This is a genomic window from Microtetraspora fusca (assembly GCF_001570365.1).
Taxonomy (GTDB): Bacteria; Actinomycetota; Actinomycetes; order Streptosporangiales; family Streptosporangiaceae; genus Microtetraspora; species Microtetraspora fusca.
In genome coordinates this window covers 307,230-326,408 of record NZ_BBYK01000041.1, presented here as the reverse complement: position 1 = coordinate 326,408, position 19,179 = coordinate 307,230, and the positions used below count along the sequence as shown (strand labels likewise).

14 protein-coding genes and 1 pseudogene are annotated in these 19,179 nt (G+C 72.5%); 6 read left to right on the top strand and 9 right to left on the bottom strand.

Annotated features, from left to right (window positions below):
- The first annotated feature begins 146 nt into the window (after positions 1–146).
- The 3 genes from AWQ68_RS08780 (at position 147) to AWQ68_RS08770 (ending at position 5,478) form a co-directional block, all read left to right on the top strand.
- Positions 147–2,003: a serine/threonine-protein kinase gene (locus AWQ68_RS08780; protein WP_084463776.1), complete on the top strand. Its 1,857-nt coding sequence runs from the start codon at positions 147–149 to the stop codon at positions 2,001–2,003.
- Positions 2,000–3,568, top strand: coding sequence for a serine/threonine-protein kinase (locus tag AWQ68_RS08775; protein WP_084463775.1), 1,569 nt, complete (start codon positions 2,000–2,002; stop codon positions 3,566–3,568). Before AWQ68_RS08780 ends, AWQ68_RS08775 begins: the two co-directional genes overlap by 4 nt.
- A 449-nt stretch (positions 3,569–4,017) precedes the next feature.
- The gene (locus AWQ68_RS08770; RefSeq protein WP_066937444.1) at positions 4,018–5,478 is read left to right on the top strand and encodes a hypothetical protein; all 1,461 of its coding nucleotides are present in this window, start codon (positions 4,018–4,020) and stop codon (positions 5,476–5,478) included.
- Between the two features lie 31 nt (positions 5,479–5,509).
- Here AWQ68_RS08770 and AWQ68_RS08765 read toward each other — a convergent pair whose 3' ends face one another.
- From AWQ68_RS08765 to AWQ68_RS08745, 5 genes are all read right to left on the bottom strand, one after another.
- Entirely contained in the window at positions 5,510–7,465 is a 1,956-nt protein-coding gene (locus AWQ68_RS08765) for a CehA/McbA family metallohydrolase (protein ID WP_066937441.1), read from the bottom strand.
- A 132-nt stretch (positions 7,466–7,597) separates the two neighbouring features.
- Positions 7,598–8,563 (bottom strand): methylmalonyl Co-A mutase-associated GTPase MeaB, encoded by a 966-nt coding sequence (meaB, locus tag AWQ68_RS08760; RefSeq protein WP_066937438.1) that lies wholly within the window; start codon positions 8,561–8,563, stop codon positions 7,598–7,600.
- 2 nt (positions 8,564–8,565) lie between these two features.
- Positions 8,566–10,683 (bottom strand): methylmalonyl-CoA mutase, encoded by a 2,118-nt coding sequence (gene scpA / locus AWQ68_RS08755; RefSeq protein WP_066937435.1) that lies wholly within the window; start codon positions 10,681–10,683, stop codon positions 8,566–8,568.
- Positions 10,680–12,509 (bottom strand): methylmalonyl-CoA mutase family protein, encoded by a 1,830-nt coding sequence (locus AWQ68_RS08750; RefSeq protein ID WP_066937432.1) that lies wholly within the window; start codon positions 12,507–12,509, stop codon positions 10,680–10,682. The genes scpA and AWQ68_RS08750 overlap by 4 nt, the downstream gene beginning before the upstream one ends.
- Before the next feature lie 352 nt (positions 12,510–12,861).
- Positions 12,862–13,815 carry a peptidoglycan recognition protein family protein gene (locus AWQ68_RS08745; RefSeq protein WP_066937429.1) on the bottom strand — a complete coding sequence of 318 codons (954 nt, stop codon included), beginning with the start codon at positions 13,813–13,815 and terminating at the stop codon, positions 12,862–12,864.
- A gap of 385 nt (positions 13,816–14,200) precedes the next feature.
- On the opposite strand from AWQ68_RS08745, the gene AWQ68_RS43945 reads away from it, so the two are divergent.
- The gene (locus AWQ68_RS43945) at positions 14,201–14,986 is read left to right on the top strand and encodes a hypothetical protein (protein ID WP_066937426.1); all 786 of its coding nucleotides are present in this window, start codon (positions 14,201–14,203) and stop codon (positions 14,984–14,986) included.
- Positions 14,987–15,068: 82 nt separating this feature from the next.
- On the opposite strand, the gene AWQ68_RS08735 is transcribed toward AWQ68_RS43945, so the two are convergent.
- The 3 genes and pseudogenes from AWQ68_RS08735 to AWQ68_RS44775 all read right to left on the bottom strand — a co-directional run.
- Positions 15,069–15,611: a YceI family protein gene (locus AWQ68_RS08735; RefSeq protein WP_066937423.1), complete on the bottom strand. Its 543-nt coding sequence runs from the start codon at positions 15,609–15,611 to the stop codon at positions 15,069–15,071.
- A gap of 111 nt (positions 15,612–15,722) precedes the next feature.
- Positions 15,723–16,157, bottom strand: a complete 435-nt coding sequence (locus AWQ68_RS44780; protein WP_245655821.1) for a sigma-70 family RNA polymerase sigma factor family protein — start codon at positions 16,155–16,157, stop codon at positions 15,723–15,725.
- 23 nt (positions 16,158–16,180) lie between these two features.
- Positions 16,181–16,609: pseudogene (locus AWQ68_RS44775) on the bottom strand (sigma factor); the annotation flags it as partial.
- Between the two features lie 279 nt (positions 16,610–16,888).
- On the opposite strand from AWQ68_RS44775, the gene AWQ68_RS08725 reads away from it, so the two are divergent.
- Together AWQ68_RS08725 and AWQ68_RS08720 are read left to right on the top strand one after the other, a co-directional pair.
- Positions 16,889–17,311 (top strand): VOC family protein, encoded by a 423-nt coding sequence (locus AWQ68_RS08725; RefSeq protein ID WP_066937420.1) that lies wholly within the window; start codon positions 16,889–16,891, stop codon positions 17,309–17,311.
- Between the two features lie 161 nt (positions 17,312–17,472).
- Positions 17,473–18,639: a DUF5925 domain-containing protein gene (locus AWQ68_RS08720; RefSeq protein ID WP_157545037.1), complete on the top strand. Its 1,167-nt coding sequence runs from the start codon at positions 17,473–17,475 to the stop codon at positions 18,637–18,639.
- 126 nt (positions 18,640–18,765) lie between these two features.
- Here the strand turns inward: AWQ68_RS08720 and AWQ68_RS08715 are convergent, their stop codons facing one another.
- Positions 18,766–19,104: a hypothetical protein gene (locus AWQ68_RS08715; RefSeq protein ID WP_066937413.1), complete on the bottom strand. Its 339-nt coding sequence runs from the start codon at positions 19,102–19,104 to the stop codon at positions 18,766–18,768.
- Between the last annotated feature and the right edge of the window lie 75 nt (positions 19,105–19,179).

Below are 19,179 nucleotides of genomic sequence, written 5' to 3'. Positions count from 1 at the left end.
GGGTGAACAGCCGCCATGTCCCGGGCTGAAGCGGGAACCGTCGAAGCCACCGACGGCGAGGAGCTGCAAGCTTGACCCTTCAAGGCCGAGAAGCTGACTCACTGCTACCCCAACACTCACGTAGCTCGATCCACTATCCTCCCGATATGCCCGAGTCCTCTGGGGGACGACTCGCCTCTCGTTACCTCCTGCGCCGTCAACTTGGCAGCGGTGGGATGGGCACGGTCTGGCTCGGCTGGGACGAGATGCTCGAACGCGAGGTCGCGATCAAGGAGCTCCGCCTGCCGGACGGTCTCGACGAGGCGGAACGCGCCCACATGGTCGAACGCGCCGTACGCGAGGCGCGGGCCGCCGCCCGGGTCCGGCACCCCGGCATCGTCAGCCTGCATGACGTTCTGGTCGAAGACGGGCGGCCGTGGATCATCATGGAGCTGCTGCGCGGCCGTACGCTCGCCGACGAGGTCAAGGAACGGGGGCCGCTGTCCCCGGAGCGGGCCGCCCGCGTGGGCGCGGAGGTGCTCGACGCCCTCCGGGAGGCGCACGCGCACGGCGTCCAGCACCGGGACGTCAAACCGGCCAACGTCTTCCTCAACGAGGACGGGCGTACGATGCTGACCGACTTCGGCATCGCCCGGCTGGAGGGTCAGGTCACGCTGACCGCGGCCGACGCCACGATCGGGTCGCCCGGCTTCATCTCTCCCGAACGGCTCGACGGCGCCACCGGCGGACCCGCCTCCGACCTGTGGTCCCTCGGCTCCACCCTGTATTTCGCGACCGAGGGCGCTCCCGCGTACGGCGGCGACCCCGTCGAGCGGATCCGCGCCACACTGGCCAGCACGACTCCTCCGCCGCCGCGCCGTGCCGGCGCCCTGGGGCCGCTGCTGATGTGGATGATGGACCGCAACCCCGCGGCACGGCCGGACACCGCGACCGCGCACCGCCTGCTCGCTGACGTCGCCGCAGGCCGCTCGCCCGAGTTGCCGCCCATGCCGGCCTCGCCGACGCCGATCCCGCCTGCTTCCTTCGGGCCGTACGACGAGCCGATCTCGTCGGCACAGGTCGCCCCCGGGCCCGGCTATCCGGGGCCGCAGAGCGGCCAGGGCAGCGCGCCCGGCCACCCCGTCTGGCAGGGCGCGGGAGGGCCGGGCCATCCTGTGGGCGTCGCCGACCGCTCCGCCCCGTACGACGTCGCCCGACAGCCCGGCCCGTACAACGTCGCCCAACAGCCCGGTCTGTACGACCCGCGAGCCGCAGCTCCGGGCATGCCGAACGCCGCCGCCGACGTCGCCTTCCAGGGCGCCCACGGCCCACGTACCGGCCCCACCCACCCCGCCGTACCGGACACGCCGGGAACCACCGGTCCCACGGCCACGAGACGGCGCGTGCTCCTGGTGAGCGCGGTCGTGGCCCTGGTCGCGGTGGTGGCCGCGGTCGTGGCGTTCGTCGTGCTTCCGGACGACAGCGCTCGGAAGGCCCCGTCGTTCACGCGTCCCGTCGACTTCTGCACGCTACTCACCTCCGAGCAGGTCCACGAGATCGTCCGTACGGCGCCGGCGCCGAAGGGCTCGGTCGCCGAGGCGGGCTGCGAGTGGTCGGTCCGGGGCGAGGGAGTCAGCCTCATCCCCAAGAAGGACTCCGACACGCCCGACCCCTGGGCCATGACCGAGGAGTCCTCCGGCCTGCTGTTCGAGAGCCTCGCCAAGAAGTACGCCAAGGGGCGCAAGGGCGACTGGACGTGGAAGGAGATCGGGCAGACGCGCCCGATCGCGTTCGTGCAGACCACTCCCCGGACCGTCAAGGGCGTGGGAGACGAGGCGCTCGCCTACGAGTTCACGACGTCGCAGGGCCACGCGTTCACCGGCGTGGTCCTCTTCCGGGTGGGCGACCTCGTGGTCGAGGCCGCCTATTCGACGCTCTCGACCACCCCCACCGACGACGACATCCGCAGCGCGGCGCTCTCCGCCGCCCGCATGGCCGACGCCGCGCTGCGCGCGAAGGGATGAGCGGCGTGCTGCTGGCCGGTCGATACCGCCTGCTCGAAACCCTCGGCGCGGGCGGCGCGGGCACCGTGTGGCGCGCCAGGGACGAGATGCTGCACCGCGACGTCGCGGTCAAGGACATCCGCGTGCCACCCGGGCTCACCGAAGAGGCCAGGCGCGCCTTCGGGGGACAGGCGATCCATGAGGCCCGCTCCGCCGCCAGGCTGAGCCATCCGGCCATCGTGGTCATCCACGACGTCGTACTCGACCAGGACCGGCCGTGGATCGTGATGGACCTGATCCCCGGCCGCTCGCTGGACGGCGTGATCAAGGAGGGCGGGCCGCTGCCCGCGCGCCGGGTCGCCGAGATCGGGCTCCGCCTCCTCGACGCCCTTTCGGCCGCGCACGCCCAGGGGATCCTGCATCACGACGTCAAGCCCGCCAACGTCCTGCTCGACGAGCACGGCCAGGCCCTGCTCGCCGACTTCGGCATCGCCGTACCGGCCGCCGCCGGCGACACGTTCGGACCCGCCCCCAGCGGCGCATGGGAGAGGGACACGTCGCTCACCACGGCGGGTTCTCCCGGGTACGCGGCGCCGGAGCGGCTGTCCGGCGGCGCAGCCACGCCCGCGTCCGACCTCTGGTCGCTGGCCGCCACGCTCTATACGGCGGTCGAGGGGCACGCTCCATTCGAGCGCGAGCTGGCCGCCGCCGTGACCGCCGCGGTCCTGCTGCGTGATCCACGGGCGCCCGAGCGGGCGGGGCCCGTGCTCGGCCCGCTCCTGCTCGCCATGCTGGCCAAGGATCCGGCCGCCCGTCCCTCCCCCGACGCGGTACGGGAGGCCCTGCGCGCGGTCGCCACCGCGCACGATCTCGCGCCCGCGCCGGCCGCACATCCCACGGCCGGTGCGCCCGCCGCACGGTCCGACCCGTCGTCGCCGGTGTCGGGCACCCTGCCCACCGCGCCCTCGCGGCGCGGTACGGCGCGACCCGCCAAGCGGAAGCCGCTGCTGATCGTGTCCGCCGTGCTCGTCATCCTGGCCGGCACCGGAACGGCGGGCTGGCTCGCCCTGCGGCCGAGCGCCTCGTCATCCGAGAGCACGAGCGGCGCGGTTCGTTTCGCCGCGGTTCCCGACCCGTGCGCCCTGCTCACGGACGCCCAGGCGACCGAGCTTCTCGGCGGCCCCACCGAAACCTCGGCGGCGGAGGGCGAGTGCGCGTGGCGGTTCCGCAAGAGCGGGATCGTCTGGCGCAGCGTCACCCTGTTGCTCCGGGTCGAGCACAGCGGGGAGGCCGCCCGGCTCTCCCTCGCCTCCCGCCGTTCCGTTCAGGCGTCCTTGAAGGGGACCGCGTTCCCCGAGACGAGGTACGGGGTCCGGGACGTGCCCGGCACCGGCGTCGGGGGCTTCGCGCAGGACGTGTCGAACTCCTTCCAGAAGTCCACCACCAGCACGGTCTGGTTCCGCGTCGACAACCTGATCGCCGAGGTCCGGTACCACCGGCTGGACGGCCCCGCCGTCACCCCCGCCGTCCGGCGTACGGCGGAGCGTGCCGCGCAACTCGCCGCGGAAGCGATCGGTCGCTCCTGAGCCCCCGAGGAGAGCACATGGACAGCCAGGAAAACGGCCCACGCGATCCGAACGAGGCCGGGGACGACCGCCCCATGACGCCCCCGCCCGGCCACCCCGGCCCACCGCCGGGCGGCCCACCCCCTGGATCCGCACCGTCCTCGCCGAACGGTGGTGCGGCCCCAGGAGCCGTGCCGCCCTGGCCCAACGGCCCGGTCCCGGGATCCGCGCCGTCCTGGCCGAACGGAGCGGCTTCGGGCCCGACGCCCTCCTCACCGAACGGCTCCGGCGCCATGCCGATGGGCCCCCGTCTCTCCCACGGCCCGCTCCCCGACGGGCAGAACGGGCCGAACGGCCCCCACGGATCAGGGGCCGGCATGTATGGGCCCGCCGCGTCCTATCCACCGGTGCTCCACGCACCCGGTGCACCCGCCGGGCCGAACGGGCCGGCCGTACCGCCGGGACCAGGTATGCCGGGTGCGCCGACGGGGCCGACGGGGCTGAGCGCGCTGGTCGCGCCGGTCCCCCGGCGCCGCCGTAGCAAGGTGGTCCCGGCGGTGGCCGCCGCGACCGCGCTGGTCGCCGCCGGTGCCTCGACCGCCTTCTTCGTGTTCCGGGAAGGGGACGGCGACGCCGCCGCGCGCCCGGCGGGGACCTCGTCTCCGCGCGCCACGCTTGCCCCGCCGGACGCGTGCGCCATGCCGCGCCGCGCGACCGTCGAGCGGCTGGTCCCCCAGGCGAAGACCGACAGAGACACCCGGGACCACCGGGAGGACACCGGCTACATCACCTGGGTCTGCACGCTGCGCAATGACAACTTCTCCTTCGGCGAGTACGTCCGCTCCCGGAGCATCGAGCTCAAGCTGACCCGCTACGAGGCGGACGGCGAGCGCACCGCCGTCCGCGTCGCCCGCGACTCCTACGACGCCGAACTGACGTCGGGCAAGTACGCCGAGGCCCACTCGACCAAGGAGTACTACAGCTCCAAGGTGCGCCCCCTGTCCGGTGTCGGCGAGGAGGCGTTCGCCCGCTACACGTGGGCGCGGGACGCCAAGAGCAGCAACAACAAGTACTCCTTCGGCCAGGCGATCGGCCGCGTCGGCGACGTGGTCATTGAGGTGAAGTACCAGGCGAGCCAGCAGCGCAAGGACGCGCCGCTCCTCTCCATGGACGGCGTGCAGGGCGTGACCGAGGAGAACGCGCTGCGCGAGGTCTCCGGGGTCATGGGCGAGGTGGCGGCGTCGGTGACGGCGTGGCGAAACGGCCGCGGCCCGGCGAGCACGCCAGGCGATCCGGGCGGTACGGACGCTTCCGGTTCGACCCCGGCGGCGTCGCCGCCGGCCGACGCCTCCCCGTCGCCCACCCCGATCGCGATGCCCGCCTCCTGCGAGCAGGTGTCGGCGGTCGCGCTGCGGTACGTGCCGCAGGCCACCCAGAAGGCGACCCAGACCCAGGACTCCGCGTCCACCAGCACCGACTGCATCTGGCTGAACCGCGAGTTCCCCGCGGGGGCCAAGTCACGGATGCGCAACATGGTGGTCACCGTGCAGCGCTTCACGAACCGGGTCGGCGCCGAGGACCCCAACGGCGCGAAGAACCGGTTCATCGACCTGCGGGCCGAGGGCCGGAGGCTGGCCGGGAGCGGCATCGGCGGCGGCCTGTTCTGGTACACCTCGACCGACATCAAGGGCCTGGGCGACGCCGCCTTCCGCCAGTACCGGACCAACCGGACGCCCACCGTGCACGCCGGGGTCGGCCAGGTGGCCGTGCTGTACGGCTCGACGGTCGTCACGGTCGACTTCTTCGGCGCCGACCGGCCGGAGGGCGCGCCGCTGAACTCTCCCAAGTCCACGCTGATGGGTGCCAAGGAGAGCCTGGTGGGCGCCCTCGCCGTGGCGCGGGCGATGGCGCAGGCCCTCGCCGCGGGCTGACCCACCGGGAAGGGGCCCGCGGCGAGGGCGGTCAGAGGCGGGACCGGTAGACCGCGCGTGCCTTCACGATGAGATCGAGATGGTCGCGGAGCTGCCCCTCGCCCTCCAGCCGGGCCTGCCCGCGCACCAGTTCCTCCAGCAGGACCAGCCAGCGCAGGCACCAGCGGACGTCCTCGCCCCTGGCGACGTGCCGTCCGGCCACGTCCAGGTAGATCGGGCTGGTGTGCGCGTACACCTGCCGGTGCAGGGACCGGCGGTGGCCGCCGCCGGAGGCCACCGCGACGAGGTACGTCGGCACGGTCACGGTGAGCGCGGCGGTCAGCTCGCCTCCGCCGCCCTCGGCGAGCACGCCGTCCGCGGTGCGGATCTCGACCCGCTCCACCTCGGGGCCGATCGCCCTGGCCCGCACCGTCACCCGGTCGCCCGGGGACAGGTTGAGGGTGTCGCCGATCTGGTGGCCGTCCACCGACAGCTCCAGCCACGGCCCGGTCGTCGCGAACGTACGGCCGCGCCGCACCGCCTTGGCGTACGCCTCCGCGGTGAGCGGGCCGTCGAGCCGGGCGTAGACGCGCTCCCAGCCGGGCGGGCTGGACACGGTCTCCTGCCGGGTGAACGAGAGCATGGAGTCGGTGCCGGCCAGCGCGGTCAGCCGGTTGCCCGCGCCGATCAGTCGCCGGTAGACCTCGACCGTGCCCTCGATGTCGGAGAAGTGCAGCAGCTCCATGCCGTCCACGAGGCCGAGCGCGGCGTCGACCACGACCGCCCTGGCCGAGCAGTTCCTGCGGCCCTCGGCGATGATGTCCTCCGGCGTGGCGATGGAGCGGTGGAAGGGGTGGGCGTAGCCCAGCACCGCCCCCGCCCCCGCCTCCCGCATCTCGCCGCACGCGGCGCCGTTCGGCGGCCAGTCGGCCTCGCCGCCGAAACCGGTGTGGTACCGCATGGGCGGGGTGGTCACCCCGAACGCGTGGACGTGCCCGAACAGGTCGTTGCGGTACTCCACGCCCATCCGGGCGATGTGCCCGGCGTCCGACCAGGGAAGGTCGCGTCCCGCCCAGTGCTGGAGCGCCTCCCTGTCGTAGACGCGCTCGCCGGAGACGTTGCCCGCGACGAGGTTGAGCACGTGCAGGTCCTCGCCGTGCTGCATCAGCGCGGCCGCGGCGGGCGGGGCGACCAGGTCGCCGGCCCAGTTGAGGTGCACGTGCAGGTCGGCGCCGTACCAGCCGCGGGCGGCGGCGTCATAGATCCGCTCGGGGGTCAGCTCGACGAGCGTCTCCCCCCACGGCTCGGGCACGACGGTCGTCTCGGCCCAGTCGTACTCCATGCCCCGGGTGACCTGGACGGTGAGGATCTCGGCCGGTACGTCGAGCACGAGGTCGTCGCCGTGGAAGAACGGCCGGCCGTGGTAGTCGCGGCGGTGCGGCGCGCCCTCGGGGTACCAGCCCTGGCCGCCCTCCGAGGTCACGCTCCAGCGGCAGGGGAAGCCGGCGCGCAGGCGCAGCCGCGACGGCAGGGCGTGGCGGCGGAGTGGGGACAGGTCCACCGGCGCGCCGTCCACGGTCACCTCGGAGTCGCTACGGATGTCCACCAGCAGCGCGCCGCGGGCCGCGATCTCGTACGGCCTGCCGTCCACGGTGACGACGGTCGCGGCGTCGCGCGAGGAGTCGACGACGAGCGTGGCCTCGACCGGGCGGGCGGCCACCACCGCGTGGACCGTCCCCGGGTCGAAGCGGTGGCCGTGCGGCGTGACCCTGAGTGCGACGAGCCCGTCCGGCAGGGTCTCGCCGAGCACGTCCCGGAAGGCGGCGGCGAGGTCGGCTCCAGGGGTCACGAACATCCGCTCGGCCTCTTTTGGAAACCGGAGGAAGGTCATCATCCGGACGTAGTCGAGGGGCGGTTCCCCCCAGGTGAGACCGTGCTCGGCGAGCAGCGCGCCGTACTCCTCGAGCGCACGTGCCACCGCCGGCGGCAGCAGCGGGTCGTGATGCATGGTGCCTCCCCGTTCGTCGACAACGGGGCCATGGTGGCATCACAGCCTGTGAGGAAATCCGCGCGCCGGCGGCGCTCCTCACCCGGGGGTAGCGGTCTGTAACACCCGGGAGGAAATCACGTGTCCCGCTTGTCACAAATCCCCGGCCGGACCCGAAAATACGGCGAGGATCCGGTCCGCGGCCTGGCCGGGCGTGAGGCTCCCGTCGAGCACCTGCCGCTCGATCTCCGGGGCGATCGAGGCGGTCTTCTCGTGCAGCCGGGCGAGCAGCCGGTCACGCACCAGCGCCCACGTCCACTCGACCTGCTGGCGACGCCGCTTGCCCGCCAGGTCGATGCCCTCCTGGTGGCGTACGACGTGCTTCCACAGCTCCTCCAGCCCGGCGCCGCTCAGCCCGCTGCAGGTCAGGACCGGGGCCGTCTCCCCGGATCGCAGGAACCGCAGCGCCCCGGCGAGCTCGCGCGCGGCCTGGCGCGCGGCCACCTCGTGCTCGCCGTCCGCCTTGTTGACCGCGATCACGTCGGCCAGCTCCAGGACGCCCTTCTTGATGCCCTGGAGCTGGTCGCCCGTACGGGCGAGGGTGAGCAGGAGGAACGTGTCGACCATGTCGGCGACGGCGGTCTCGGACTGCCCGACGCCGACGGTCTCCACGAGGACGATGTCATAGCCGGCCGCCTCGACGACGACCATCGCCTCCCGGGTGGCCGCGGCGACGCCGCCGAGGGTGCCCGCGGTGGGGGACGGCCGGATGAAGGCGTTCGGGTCGGTGGCCAGCCGTGCCATCCGGGTCTTGTCGCCGAGGATGCTGCCCCCCGAGCGCCGCGACGACGGGTCGACGGCGAGCACCGCCACCCGGTGGCCGCGCCCGGTGAGGTGGGTGCCGAGAGCCTCGATGAACGTGGACTTCCCGGCCCCCGGCACCCCGCTGACGCCCACCCGCCGGGCCTTCCCCGCGTGCGGGGTCAGCTCGGCGAGCAGGCGTTGCGCGAGGTCGCGGTGGTCGGCGCGGGTGGACTCCACCAGCGTGATGGAGCGGGCGATCCACCGCCGGTCGCCCGCCAGCACTCCGGTGACGTAGTCATTCAGCGCGTTCCCCATGGTCACGCGTGGGAGAGAGCGCGCAGCAGGTCGAGGGCGGCGTCCGCGATCACGGTGCCGGGCGGAAAGATCGCCGCCGCTCCGGCCTCGCGGAGCGCGTCGAAGTCGCCCGGCGGGATCACGCCGCCGACCACGATCATGATGTCGTCCGCGCCGAGGTCGTGCAGCGCCCGCCTCAGCGCCGGGACCAGCGTCAGGTGCCCGGCGGCGAGCGACGAGACGCCGACGATGTGGACGTCGGCCTCCACCGCCTGGCGCGCGACCTCCTCCGGCGTCTGGAACAGCGGGCCGACGTCGACGTCGAAGCCGAGGTCGGCGAAGCCGGTCGCGATCACCTTCTGGCCCCGGTCGTGCCCGTCCTGGCCCATCTTGGCGACCAGGATCCTCGGGCGGCGGCCCTCGGCCTTCTCGAACTCGGCACAGGCCGCGCGGACCTCGTCCACTCCCTGGCCCACCTCCTCGCGGTACACGCCCGAGATGGTACGGATCTCCGCGGCGTGCCGTCCGAACACCTTCTCCAGCGCGGCCGAGATCTCCCCCACGGTGGCCTTGGCGCGCGCCGCGTCCACGGCCAGCTCCAGCAGGTTCCCGCCCTCGGCCGCCGCCCTGGTGAGCGCGTCGAGCGCGGCGTCCACGTCGGCCTGGGAGCGCTCCTCGCGCAGTCTGCGGAGCTTCTCGAGCTGCTGCTCGCGCACCGCCGTGTTGTCGACCTTGAGCACCTCGATCGGCTCGTCGGCCTGCGGGCGGTACTTGTTGACCCCGATGACCGGCTGATGGCCGGAGTCGATGCGCGCCTGGGTGCGGGCCGCCGCCTCCTCGATGCGGAGCTTGGGCAGCCCCTGGTCGATGGCGCGGGCCATCCCTCCGGCCCGCTCGACCTCCTGGATGTGCCCCCACGCCCGCGCGGCGAGATCGTTGGTGAGCCGCTCGACGTAGTACGAGCCGCCCCACGGGTCGATCACCCGGCAGGTGCCCGACTCCTGCTGGAGCAGGAGCTGCGTGTTGCGGGCGATCCGGGCGGAGAAGTCCGTCGGCAGGGCGAGCGCCTCGTCCAGCGCGTTGGTGTGCAGCGACTGCGTGTGCCCCTGGGTGGCGGCCATCGCCTCCACGCAGGTCCGTGCGACGTTGTTGAACACGTCCTGGGCGGTCAGGGACCAGCCGGAGGTCTGGCTGTGCGTACGCAGGGACAGCGACTTGGGGTTCTTCGCCCCGAAGCCGCGGACCAGCTCGGCCCACAGCAGCCGGGCCGCGCGGAGCTTGGCGACCTCCATGAAGAAGTTCATGCCGATGCACCAGAAGAACGACAGGCGCGGCGCGAACGCGTCGATGTCCAGGCCCGCGGCCACCCCGGCCCGCAGGTACTCGACGCCGTCGGCGAGGGTGTAGGCCAGCTCCAGGTCGCAGGTCGCCCCGGCCTCCTGGATGTGGTAGCCGGAGATCGAGATGGAGTTGAACTTCGGCATCCGCCGCGAGGTGTACGCGAAGATGTCGGAGATGATCCGCATCGACGGTCCCGGCGGGTAGATGTAGGTGTTCCGGACCATGAACTCCTTGAGGATGTCGTTCTGGATGGTCCCGGCGAGCTGCTCCGGGGTCACCCCCTGCTCCTCGGCCGCCACGATGTAGAGCGCGAGGATCGGCAGGACCGCGCCGTTCATGGTCATCGACACGCTCATCCGGTCGAGGGGGATCCCGTCGAAGAGCTGCCGCATGTCGTAGATCGAGTCGATCGCGACGCCGGCCATGCCGACGTCGCCCGCGACCCGGGGGTGGTCGGAGTCGTAGCCCCGGTGCGTGGCCAGGTCGAACGCGACCGACAGGCCCTTCTGCCCGGCGGCGAGGTTGCGCCGGTAGAACGCGTTCGACTCCTCGGCAGTGGAGAAACCGGCGTACTGGCGGATCGTCCACGGCTGGTTGACGTACATGGTGGGATACGGCCCGCGCAGGTACGGCGGCATGCCGGGGTAGGTCTCCAGGAAGTCGATCCCCTTGAGGTCCCCGGCGGCGTAGAACGGCTTGACCTCGATGCCCTCCGGCGTCTCCCACACGGCGCCGTCGACGTCCGGCACGGCCCCCGCCCCGGGGCCCAGGTCGATTCCCGAGAAGTCAGGGATGGTCATCGGGTCACTCCCAGATCATCGAAGGTCGTGCGGAGCACGCCGAGCGCGTCGCAGCCGGCGTACACACGGTCGTCCACTCCCTCATACTCGCCCTTCCCGGCCAGCCACACGCGCCGAGCCCCCGCCTCGCGGAGCGCCGCCGCCACCGCCTCGGCGTGCTCGCCGTACAGGCGGTCGCTGGAGCACAGGCAGGCGACCGGCGTGCCGGCGTCGCGGAACGCGGCGGCGATGGCCGCGGCGTCGGTGCCCGGCCCGCTGGTCACGGTGGCGACGCCGCCGGCCGCGAAGAGGTTGGCCGCGAACGACGTGCGAGCCGTGTGCACGGCGACCGGCCCGATGGTGGCGAGGAACACGGTGGGCCGCTCGTCCTGGGCGTCGGCGAGGTCGCGCAGCGCCTCGAACTCCTCGGCGTACCGGACGCGGGGCAGCCCCTCGCCGGAAGGGGCGCCGGCGAGGCCGTGGCCCGGCTCGCGCTCCGGCAGCCGCTCCGTCAGGTTGGGGAACTCGCTGACCCCGGTGATCGGATCGCGGCGGTGGGCGACGGCGTCCGCGCGCGCGGCGCGGGTGGCGGCCAGCCGCTCGGGGACGAGCCGCTCCAGGGCGACGGCCATCCCGCCCGCGCGCTCGATGTCCTGGAACCACGCCCAGGCGCTCTCGGCCAGGTCGGCGGTGAGCCGCTCCACGTACCAGGAGCCGCCCGCCGGGTCGAGGACGCGCGCCACGCCCGCCTCCTCGAGGAGCAGCGCCTGCGTGTTGCGGGCGATGCGCCGGGCGAACGCGTCGGGCAGGCCGAGGACGGCGTCGAACGGCTGCACGGTCACCGCGTCCGCGCCGCCCACCCCCGCCCCGAAGCAGGCCAGCGTGGTGCGGAGCATGTTCACCCACGGGTCCCTCTCGGTCATCATCGCCGAGGAGGTGACGGCGTGCTGGAGCTGCTCCCCGGAGCCGCCGACGACCTCCGCGACCCGGGCCCACAGCCGCCGGGCGGCGCGGAGCTTGGCGATCGTGAGGAACTGGTCGGCGGTGGCCGCGTAGCGGAACTCGAGCTGCCCGAGCGCCTGCTCGACGGAGAGCCCCGCGGCGGTCATCGTCCGCAGGTAGGCGACGCCCGTGGCGATCGAGCAGCCCAGCTCCTCCGCGTCGCCGGCCCCCGCGTCGTGGTACGGCAGGGCGTCGACGACGAACGTCCGCAACGCCGGGAAGTCGCGCGCGCAGCGCCGCAGGAGATCACCGACCGCGTCAGTGGCGCGGGGGAAGGCGTCCTCGCGTCCGAGGTCGAATCCGGGCGAAGGGCTCGCGCCCCGGGCCCGCGCGCCGAGCGGGTCGAGGCCGAGGTTGCCACCGGGAGGGGTCACGCCGCGCTCGGTGAGCAGGTCGAGGAACGCGGTCGCCGCCTCGAGCGCCCGGTCGCCCGCCTCCAGGACCACCGGGGCGAGGTCGAGGAGGACCCGGTCGAGCACCCGCGGCAGCGCCTCGGGACCGATGGAGATCAGGTCCAGCCAGATGGAGGTGACACCGTTCTCCAGGTCGGCCAGGACCGCCTCCCCGGTGACCGCCGGATCCGGGTGCGCGTGGCGCTGCCGTACGTCCCAGGGGCCGGCGGGCCGCACGACGCGCGGGGCGTCGGGCAGGTCCGAGGCGTCGTGGAGGGGGGCGATCGTCACGCCGTCGTACGTCGTGGAGGACAGCGCCTCCTCCGCGGCGGCGGGCGCGGCGTCCTCGGGGAGGACGCCGGACTTCCTGAGGACTCCGAGTGCGAGCGTGCGCCACTGCTCCCGCGTGCCGGGCGGGAATCCTGCGGCGAATTCAAGAGGCGGCACCGTCATGCGAGGGATGCTAGGCGTATCGTCCCCAGAACATTTATCCGGGTCCCGGTCTATGAGAAGGGGCATCCCCTATTCTCGCCGGGTGCGGCGGCCCGCCCACTCCCAGGCCACGGGCTGAATCTGCGGCGTTCGTTCCGGAGAGCGTGTCAACGGGGCGAGCCGACACCGTCACACGAGCGCCACGCGCTCGGCATGATCGCGGAAATCGCCACCGAGACGCCCCACAGCGCGGCCGAGACGATCACAGTGAGCCCGTGCCGGTGCACGTGGGCGGTCCAGCCGAAGGTCGGCGAGGCGACCCCTCCACGGAGTACAGCAGACCGAGCGCCTGCGGCGTTCCGGTGCGCGCCGCTCAGGCCCCGGGCGTGTCTGGCTCGGAGCGCGCCGGCTCGGCGGGCGGCGCCGCTTCGGAAGACGCCTCAGGCTCGGCGACCGGTGCGGCATCGGCGGCGGGAGCGGGGTCGGCGTTCGCGGCCGGGTCGGCGATCAGCGCAGCGTCGGAGGTCGGCACGGCGGCAGGGGAGGCGGTCGCGGAGCGGGCCGCCGACGCGAAGGCGGCGTTCCAGGTCAGCGGGCCGACGATGCCGTCGGGGTCGAGGCTCCGGTCCTTCTGGAACGTGACGCACACGGCCTTGGACTTGGGACCGTAGGCGCCGTCGGCCTCGATCGCGTACCCGAGGCGGGCCATCTGCCGCTGCCAGGTGCGGACGTCCTCACCTCGCATGATGGGCGGATATTTCAGCAGCCGTCCGGGCCACTTCGGGGTGGATCCGGGATCGGGTTGCTGGCCCCCGCCTCCCGGGCGTGGCGCGCCCTTGCGCACCCAGGCGTACAGGGCGTCGCCGGGGCAGTCGGTGGAGTAGCCGTCCCGGTGCCCCTTGATCTCCTTGCCCGCGCCACCCTTGTCACGGAGGTACTCGACCGCGTCGAGGATCGCGTCCAGGAGCCCGTCGGGCGGTGTGACCAGGCCGGAGTTCCCGACCAGACCGAGCACGGCGTAGTGCCCGGAGTTGAGACCGGCCCCGTTGGCCGCGGGCAGGTTGTGCGGCCCCCGTCCGACGAACACCTTCCGGTGCGGGCAAGCGATCATGGAGTATCCGGTGTCCATCCATCCGTTGCCGTCCATGTGGAAGTTCTGGATGGACTTCACCATCGCCACGCACTTGGCGTGGTCGTCCACGATGGCGGGATCGACCCTGCCTCCGGTGTAGTGGACCTTGACTCCCCTGGTGGAGGTCAGCCGCGAGTAGGAACCCCTGGGCGCGCGGGCGCCCCACGCGGCGCGAGAGACGAGGTCGATGGCCACGGACGTACTCCCGGATGGGCGAGGCGGACGGGGACCGCCGGACGCCCAGGCATGGAAAGGTCCGGAACCGGCGGTTCATCCACGCGCTCGACCAGGGAATCCGGCAAAGAGACCCTAACCGCATTACCAAATGAATAACATCCTTTTCATACTTTTTGCTGGTACTCCTGGTCGCGCAGCACCCCGACATGTGGAGATCCCTTCGCCGGCCGGCGAGCGATCGGTTCCGACGTCGCCCCGACAGGGGCGGCGCGCCTTGCAGGCTCCTTACAAAGCGCTACGCAGGCCGCGCTCAAGGGACATGTAACCGGGCGGGCTTTCACTCGGTACACGAGCCCGGAAGGCAAGGGTCACGCCGGGAAGCATCCGCTCTCAGGAGATCACCATGAAGCGCACCGCACTTGGTCTCGCCACCGCCGCGATCACCGGCCTCGGGGTCCTGCCCGTCGTCGCCGCCGCGCCCGCGTCCGCCGCCGGCTACGGTCCCGACACCTGCGCTCAGGGCTACGTCTGGCGCGAGGCCCGCCCCTCCGACCACGTCTGCGTCACGCCCGCCGTACGCACCCAGACCGCTCAGGACAACGCCGTCAAGGCGTCCCGCTGGACCAACGGCGCGTACGGCCCGCACACCTGCGTGACCGGCTACGTCTGGCGCGAGGCGTTCTCCGGCGACGACGTCTGCGTCACCCCCGCCGTACGCAGCCAGGCGCAGGCCGACAACGCCGCCGCGGCCGGCCGCCTCGCCTCGTCGTCCAAGCCGGCCTCGCCGATCGTCGTCAACCGCAAGGTCACCTTCAGCGGAGGGGTCCCGGTCGGCGGGTGGACGTCGCTGACCCTGTACGACAACGGGACGTACCAGTGGTCCGGGCACATGCACGACTCGGGCGCCACCAGCTACAACTACACCGGTGTCTGCGTCGTCCGCATGTCGTCGGGCTCCGCCTTCGTGTTCGAGACCTTCGGACGACTCCACGGAACGTTCGACTCCGGCTCCCGTGACCACAACTGGAGCAAGTCGGGCACCGTCTCCTCCCTCCCCACGGCCTGGCGCGCGTCCTCGAGCTACCAGGTGAGCTGCAAGAACAGCGTCAAGCTCAACCTCGACGGCACGGTGAAGTCGGCGCTCGAGGCCGTCGGCTACGCCTCCGCGGTCGTCGCGATCGTCGCCTGACGAGACTCTCCCGACCGTCGACGTCGAGGGCGGTCTCCGGCTCACGGCCGAACCGGAGACCGCGCACACCGCCGTCGGCCGCCTACCGGCGGATCGCGGTGACGTCCAACTCCAGCGTCACCTTCGGGCCGACCATGATCCTTGTTGCGGCGTTCCAGTTCACGTTCCAGTCGTTGCGGTCGATGGTGGTCCTGCCCGTGAAGCGGACCCGGAAGCCGCCCCGCGGATCGTCCTCGGCGCTGGTCAGCTCGAAGTCCACGGTCACCGGCTTGGTCACGCCACGGATGGTCAGGTCACCGGTGACCGTGAAGCCGGCCGGGCCGGCGGACCGCACCGTGGTGGAGATAAAGGTGAGGGCCGGGTGGTCGTCCACGTACAGGAACGTGCCGCGCAGGTGGTCGTCGCGCCGCCGGTTGCCGGTCTGGATGCTCTTGGCCTGGACGGTGAGCCGGGCGCTGGACTTCGACGGGTCGTCGCCGTCCAGGTGCGCGCCGCCCTCGAACTCCTCGAACCGCCCGCGCACTCTGGTGGCCATCGTGTGCCGGGCGCCGAAGCCGATCCGCGTACGGGCGGTGTCGAGGACGTAGTCGCCGGTCAGCTCGCTGAGCGTGGTCACGGTTGACATGCTTCGCCGCTCCTAGAGGGAGTTTGATCGTTCAGGTCCAAGCCGGTCATGGTTCGCGCACAGCCCTCGGCTCCGCGTGAGGTGCCGAGCCCCGAGGATGTGGGCGGCGCGTCACCGCGTCGTCCAGGGCCGGAGCTTCTCCGGGTTCCGTACCGCCCAGAAGCGCTTGATCCGGTCGCCTGCGATGTCGAACGCCATCACCACCACGGTGACGCCGTCCTGCCGAGCCACCAGGCCGGGCTGACCGTTGACCGTACGCTCCAGGATCTCCAGGGTCCCCATGCCGGGTGCCTTGTCGGCGATGTCCACCAACACGCGGGCGATCTGCTCGGCGCCTTCGATCGGGCGGAGCACCGCGCTGACGAGGCCGCCGCCGTCGGCGATTCCGGTGGCGTCGGGGTCGAGGAGGCCGACGAGGGCCTCGATGTCCTTCGCCCCCAGGCCTGCTTGAAGTCCCTGACGATCCGGGCCTGCCGGGATGCCGGCGTCGCGGGAGCCCGCGACGCGCCGATGCGACGGCGGGCGGAGGAGGCCAGCTGGCGACATGCCGCCGGGGTACGGCCGACGATCTCGGCCACTTCGGCGAAGGGGTAGCGGAAGACGTCGTGGAGGATGAACGTGACGCGCTCGGCCGGGGTCATCGACTCGAGCACGACGAGGAAGGCCATGTTGACCGACTCGTCGAGGGTGACCCGGTCGGCCGGGTCGACGGTGATGCCGTCGGACCGCCCGCCGATCCACTCCGTACGATCGGGTAGCGGCTCCGGGATCCATTCGCCCACGTAGCTCTCGCGCCGGGCCCGTGCCGAGCCGAGCAGGTCCAGGCAGACGCGACTGGCCACCCTCCTCAGCCAGGCGCCCGGGGATTCGATGGCCTCCTGCTGCTGCGGGGACAGGGCGTACCAGCGGGCGTACGTCTCTTGCACGACATCCTCGGCGTCGGCCAGGGAGCCGAGGAGCCGGTACGCCAGATTGATCAGCTGACGCCGCTCGCTCATGATCGCGTTCAGGCTCGGATCGAGCCGGCCGTGTCCCGGCTCGGATGGGGTGGTCATGGTGTCCCCGACTTTCCTTGTCGCGTCTGCTCTCACCAGTAGGACGAGACAACGCCCCGGAATGTGAGGTCGACGAATGCCCGGGCCTCGTCAGTGGTGCCCGGCGTCACCGACCCCGACCGTGCGACCAACCTCGCGAGCGCCGCGACCGCGCTCTTGTCGGCGGTGTCACACTCTGTCCGAACGCCCGCACCCTGAGCGGCGCGAGGAGAAGGAGAAGCGGTGTCCGAAGAGACGGTCTCCAGCCGGGGGTACGGCCCGGACCACGTGTCGGGTCTCGGCTACGGCCTGCACCATGTCCAGCTCGCGATCGGGCCGGGAGACGAGGAGGCCTGCCGCGCCTTCTACGTCGGGATCCTCGGCATGATCGAGATCCCCAAGCCGCCGGCGCTCGCGGCGCGCGGCGGACTGTGGGTGCGGGCCGACTCCCTGGAGATCCATCTGGGCGTCGAGCAGGACTTCCGCCCGGCCCGCAAGGCCCACCCCGGCATCCTCGTCGCCGACCTGGACGGCCTGGCCGCCCTGCTGGAGCGGCACGGCGTCGAGGTGATCTGGGACGGCGACTTCCCCGGCCACCGGCGCTTCTACGCCCACGACGCCGTGGGCAACCGGCTGGAGTTCCTCCAGCGGATCCCGACCGCCTGACGCGGCACCGGCCGTCCGGCCGCCTCCCGCTCACTCTGCGAACGCGAGCGGCGACGAATTGGAGCGGAGCCGTGGGCCTGCCGTACGGGAAACGCACATTTCATCGATCAACAGTGCTAAATCCGTCGACACGCCGACATGGCACCGGAATCATGGCAGGCATGTCCATCCTGAAGGAGGTCGACTTCCCCTCCAGACCAGAACCCAGCGAGCCGCTTCCGATGAACGTGTGGCTCGACGACGGCGACAGCCCCGCCGACGTGATCGACGCGCTCGCCCTGTCGCCGTTCGCCACGGGAACGCAGCCGTGGTCGCGCAGCACCACCGTGGACCGGGTCCGGCTGGACGCCCCGGCGGTCCCTCAGGGCGGACGGGTGCTCCGGGTCGCCCAGGACAGCGACGGTCACGAGTCACGCCTGATCTCCGGCGAGGGATGGACCCTGCGCGTGGTGCGCTACAGCAGCAGGTCGGCCACCTTCACCGTGACCGCCACGAGCGAGGAGCTGGCCCGCTCGGTCCTCGACGAGGCGACCAAGGGCGCCGAGGATGTGGTCGCCAAGGACGAGGACGAGGTCGCGATGGGCTTCGTGTGGCTGTCCGACCACGGCAGGCGCCGTTCCGCCAAGCCGATCACCACCGCCCCCTGGGACGGGATCAAACACAACTATCCACGCACGGCCAGGGAACGACTCGACCGGCTCATGGCGATCCGGCCGCAGGACGTGAACGGCCGGCTGCTCCTGCTGCACGGCCCGCCGGGCACCGGCAAGACCACTCTGCTGCGCACGCTCGCCCGCGAATGGGCGAGCTGGTGCCAGGTGGACTGCGTCCTCGACCCGGAGCGGCTGTTCAACAACCCGGGATACCTCATGGACGTGGCGGTCGGCTGCGACTGCCCCGACCACGACGAGGAACACCGCTGGCGGATGCTCGTCCTGGAGGACTGCGACGAGCTGATCCGCGCGGAGGCGAAGCAGTCCACCGGCCAGGGGCTGTCCCGGCTGCTGAACCTGACCGACGGCCTGCTGGGCCAGGGGCGGGACGTCCTCGTCGCGATCACCACGAACGAGGACTTCAACCAGCTTCACCCCGCCGTGGTGCGGCCCGGCCGTTGCCTGGCCCAGATCGAGATCGGACGGCTGGCCCAGGACGAGGCCGTGGCCTGGCTCAACGGGTCGGCGGACCGCTCCGGCGGGTCGGCCGCGCCGTACGGCGGGGCTGCGGGCATCGGGCCCGACGGCGCCTCGCTCGCGGAGCTGTTCGCGCTGCGCGAGGGGCACGGGCTCACCGCGCCCGAGCCGACCGCCTCGACCGGCCTGTATCTCTGAGGGCGACCATCCCCGAGGCCCCGGGTCCCCGCCGCCACCCGCGGCACGGGCTCCGGGGCCCGGGCAGGGCCGTCGGCTCAGGCCTGCGGACCCCGTGACGCGGCCGAAAGCCCGAGACCGGGTGGGTCAGGTCCAGAAGACCGCGACCGCGGTGGTGAGGGCGGCCAGGGCGCCGACGCCGTAGAACGCCCATGGCGGCCTGAAGCGCGCGCCCGCGACCGCCGCCAGGACGATGGCCAGGTCGAGGCCCGCCTTGACGGCCATCTTCGGGCCGGAGACGGACATGTCCATCGACGTACGGATCCATATGAGCAGGGCGCCCGTGACGAACTGGGCGACCGCGGCGATCACGACGGGACGCCCGACGAGCATCATCCGGAGCTGCATCTGACGTAGGAAGCCCCCGAGAAGGGCGGAGAAACCGGCGAGGTGGAGAAAGACCAGGACGAGTCGCAACGTTTCCATGCAGACACCCCCCGTTGACGGCCTCACCTCAGGTGTCCGCATGAGCGGTGCCATACGCGTCCGCCCGCGAAAGGC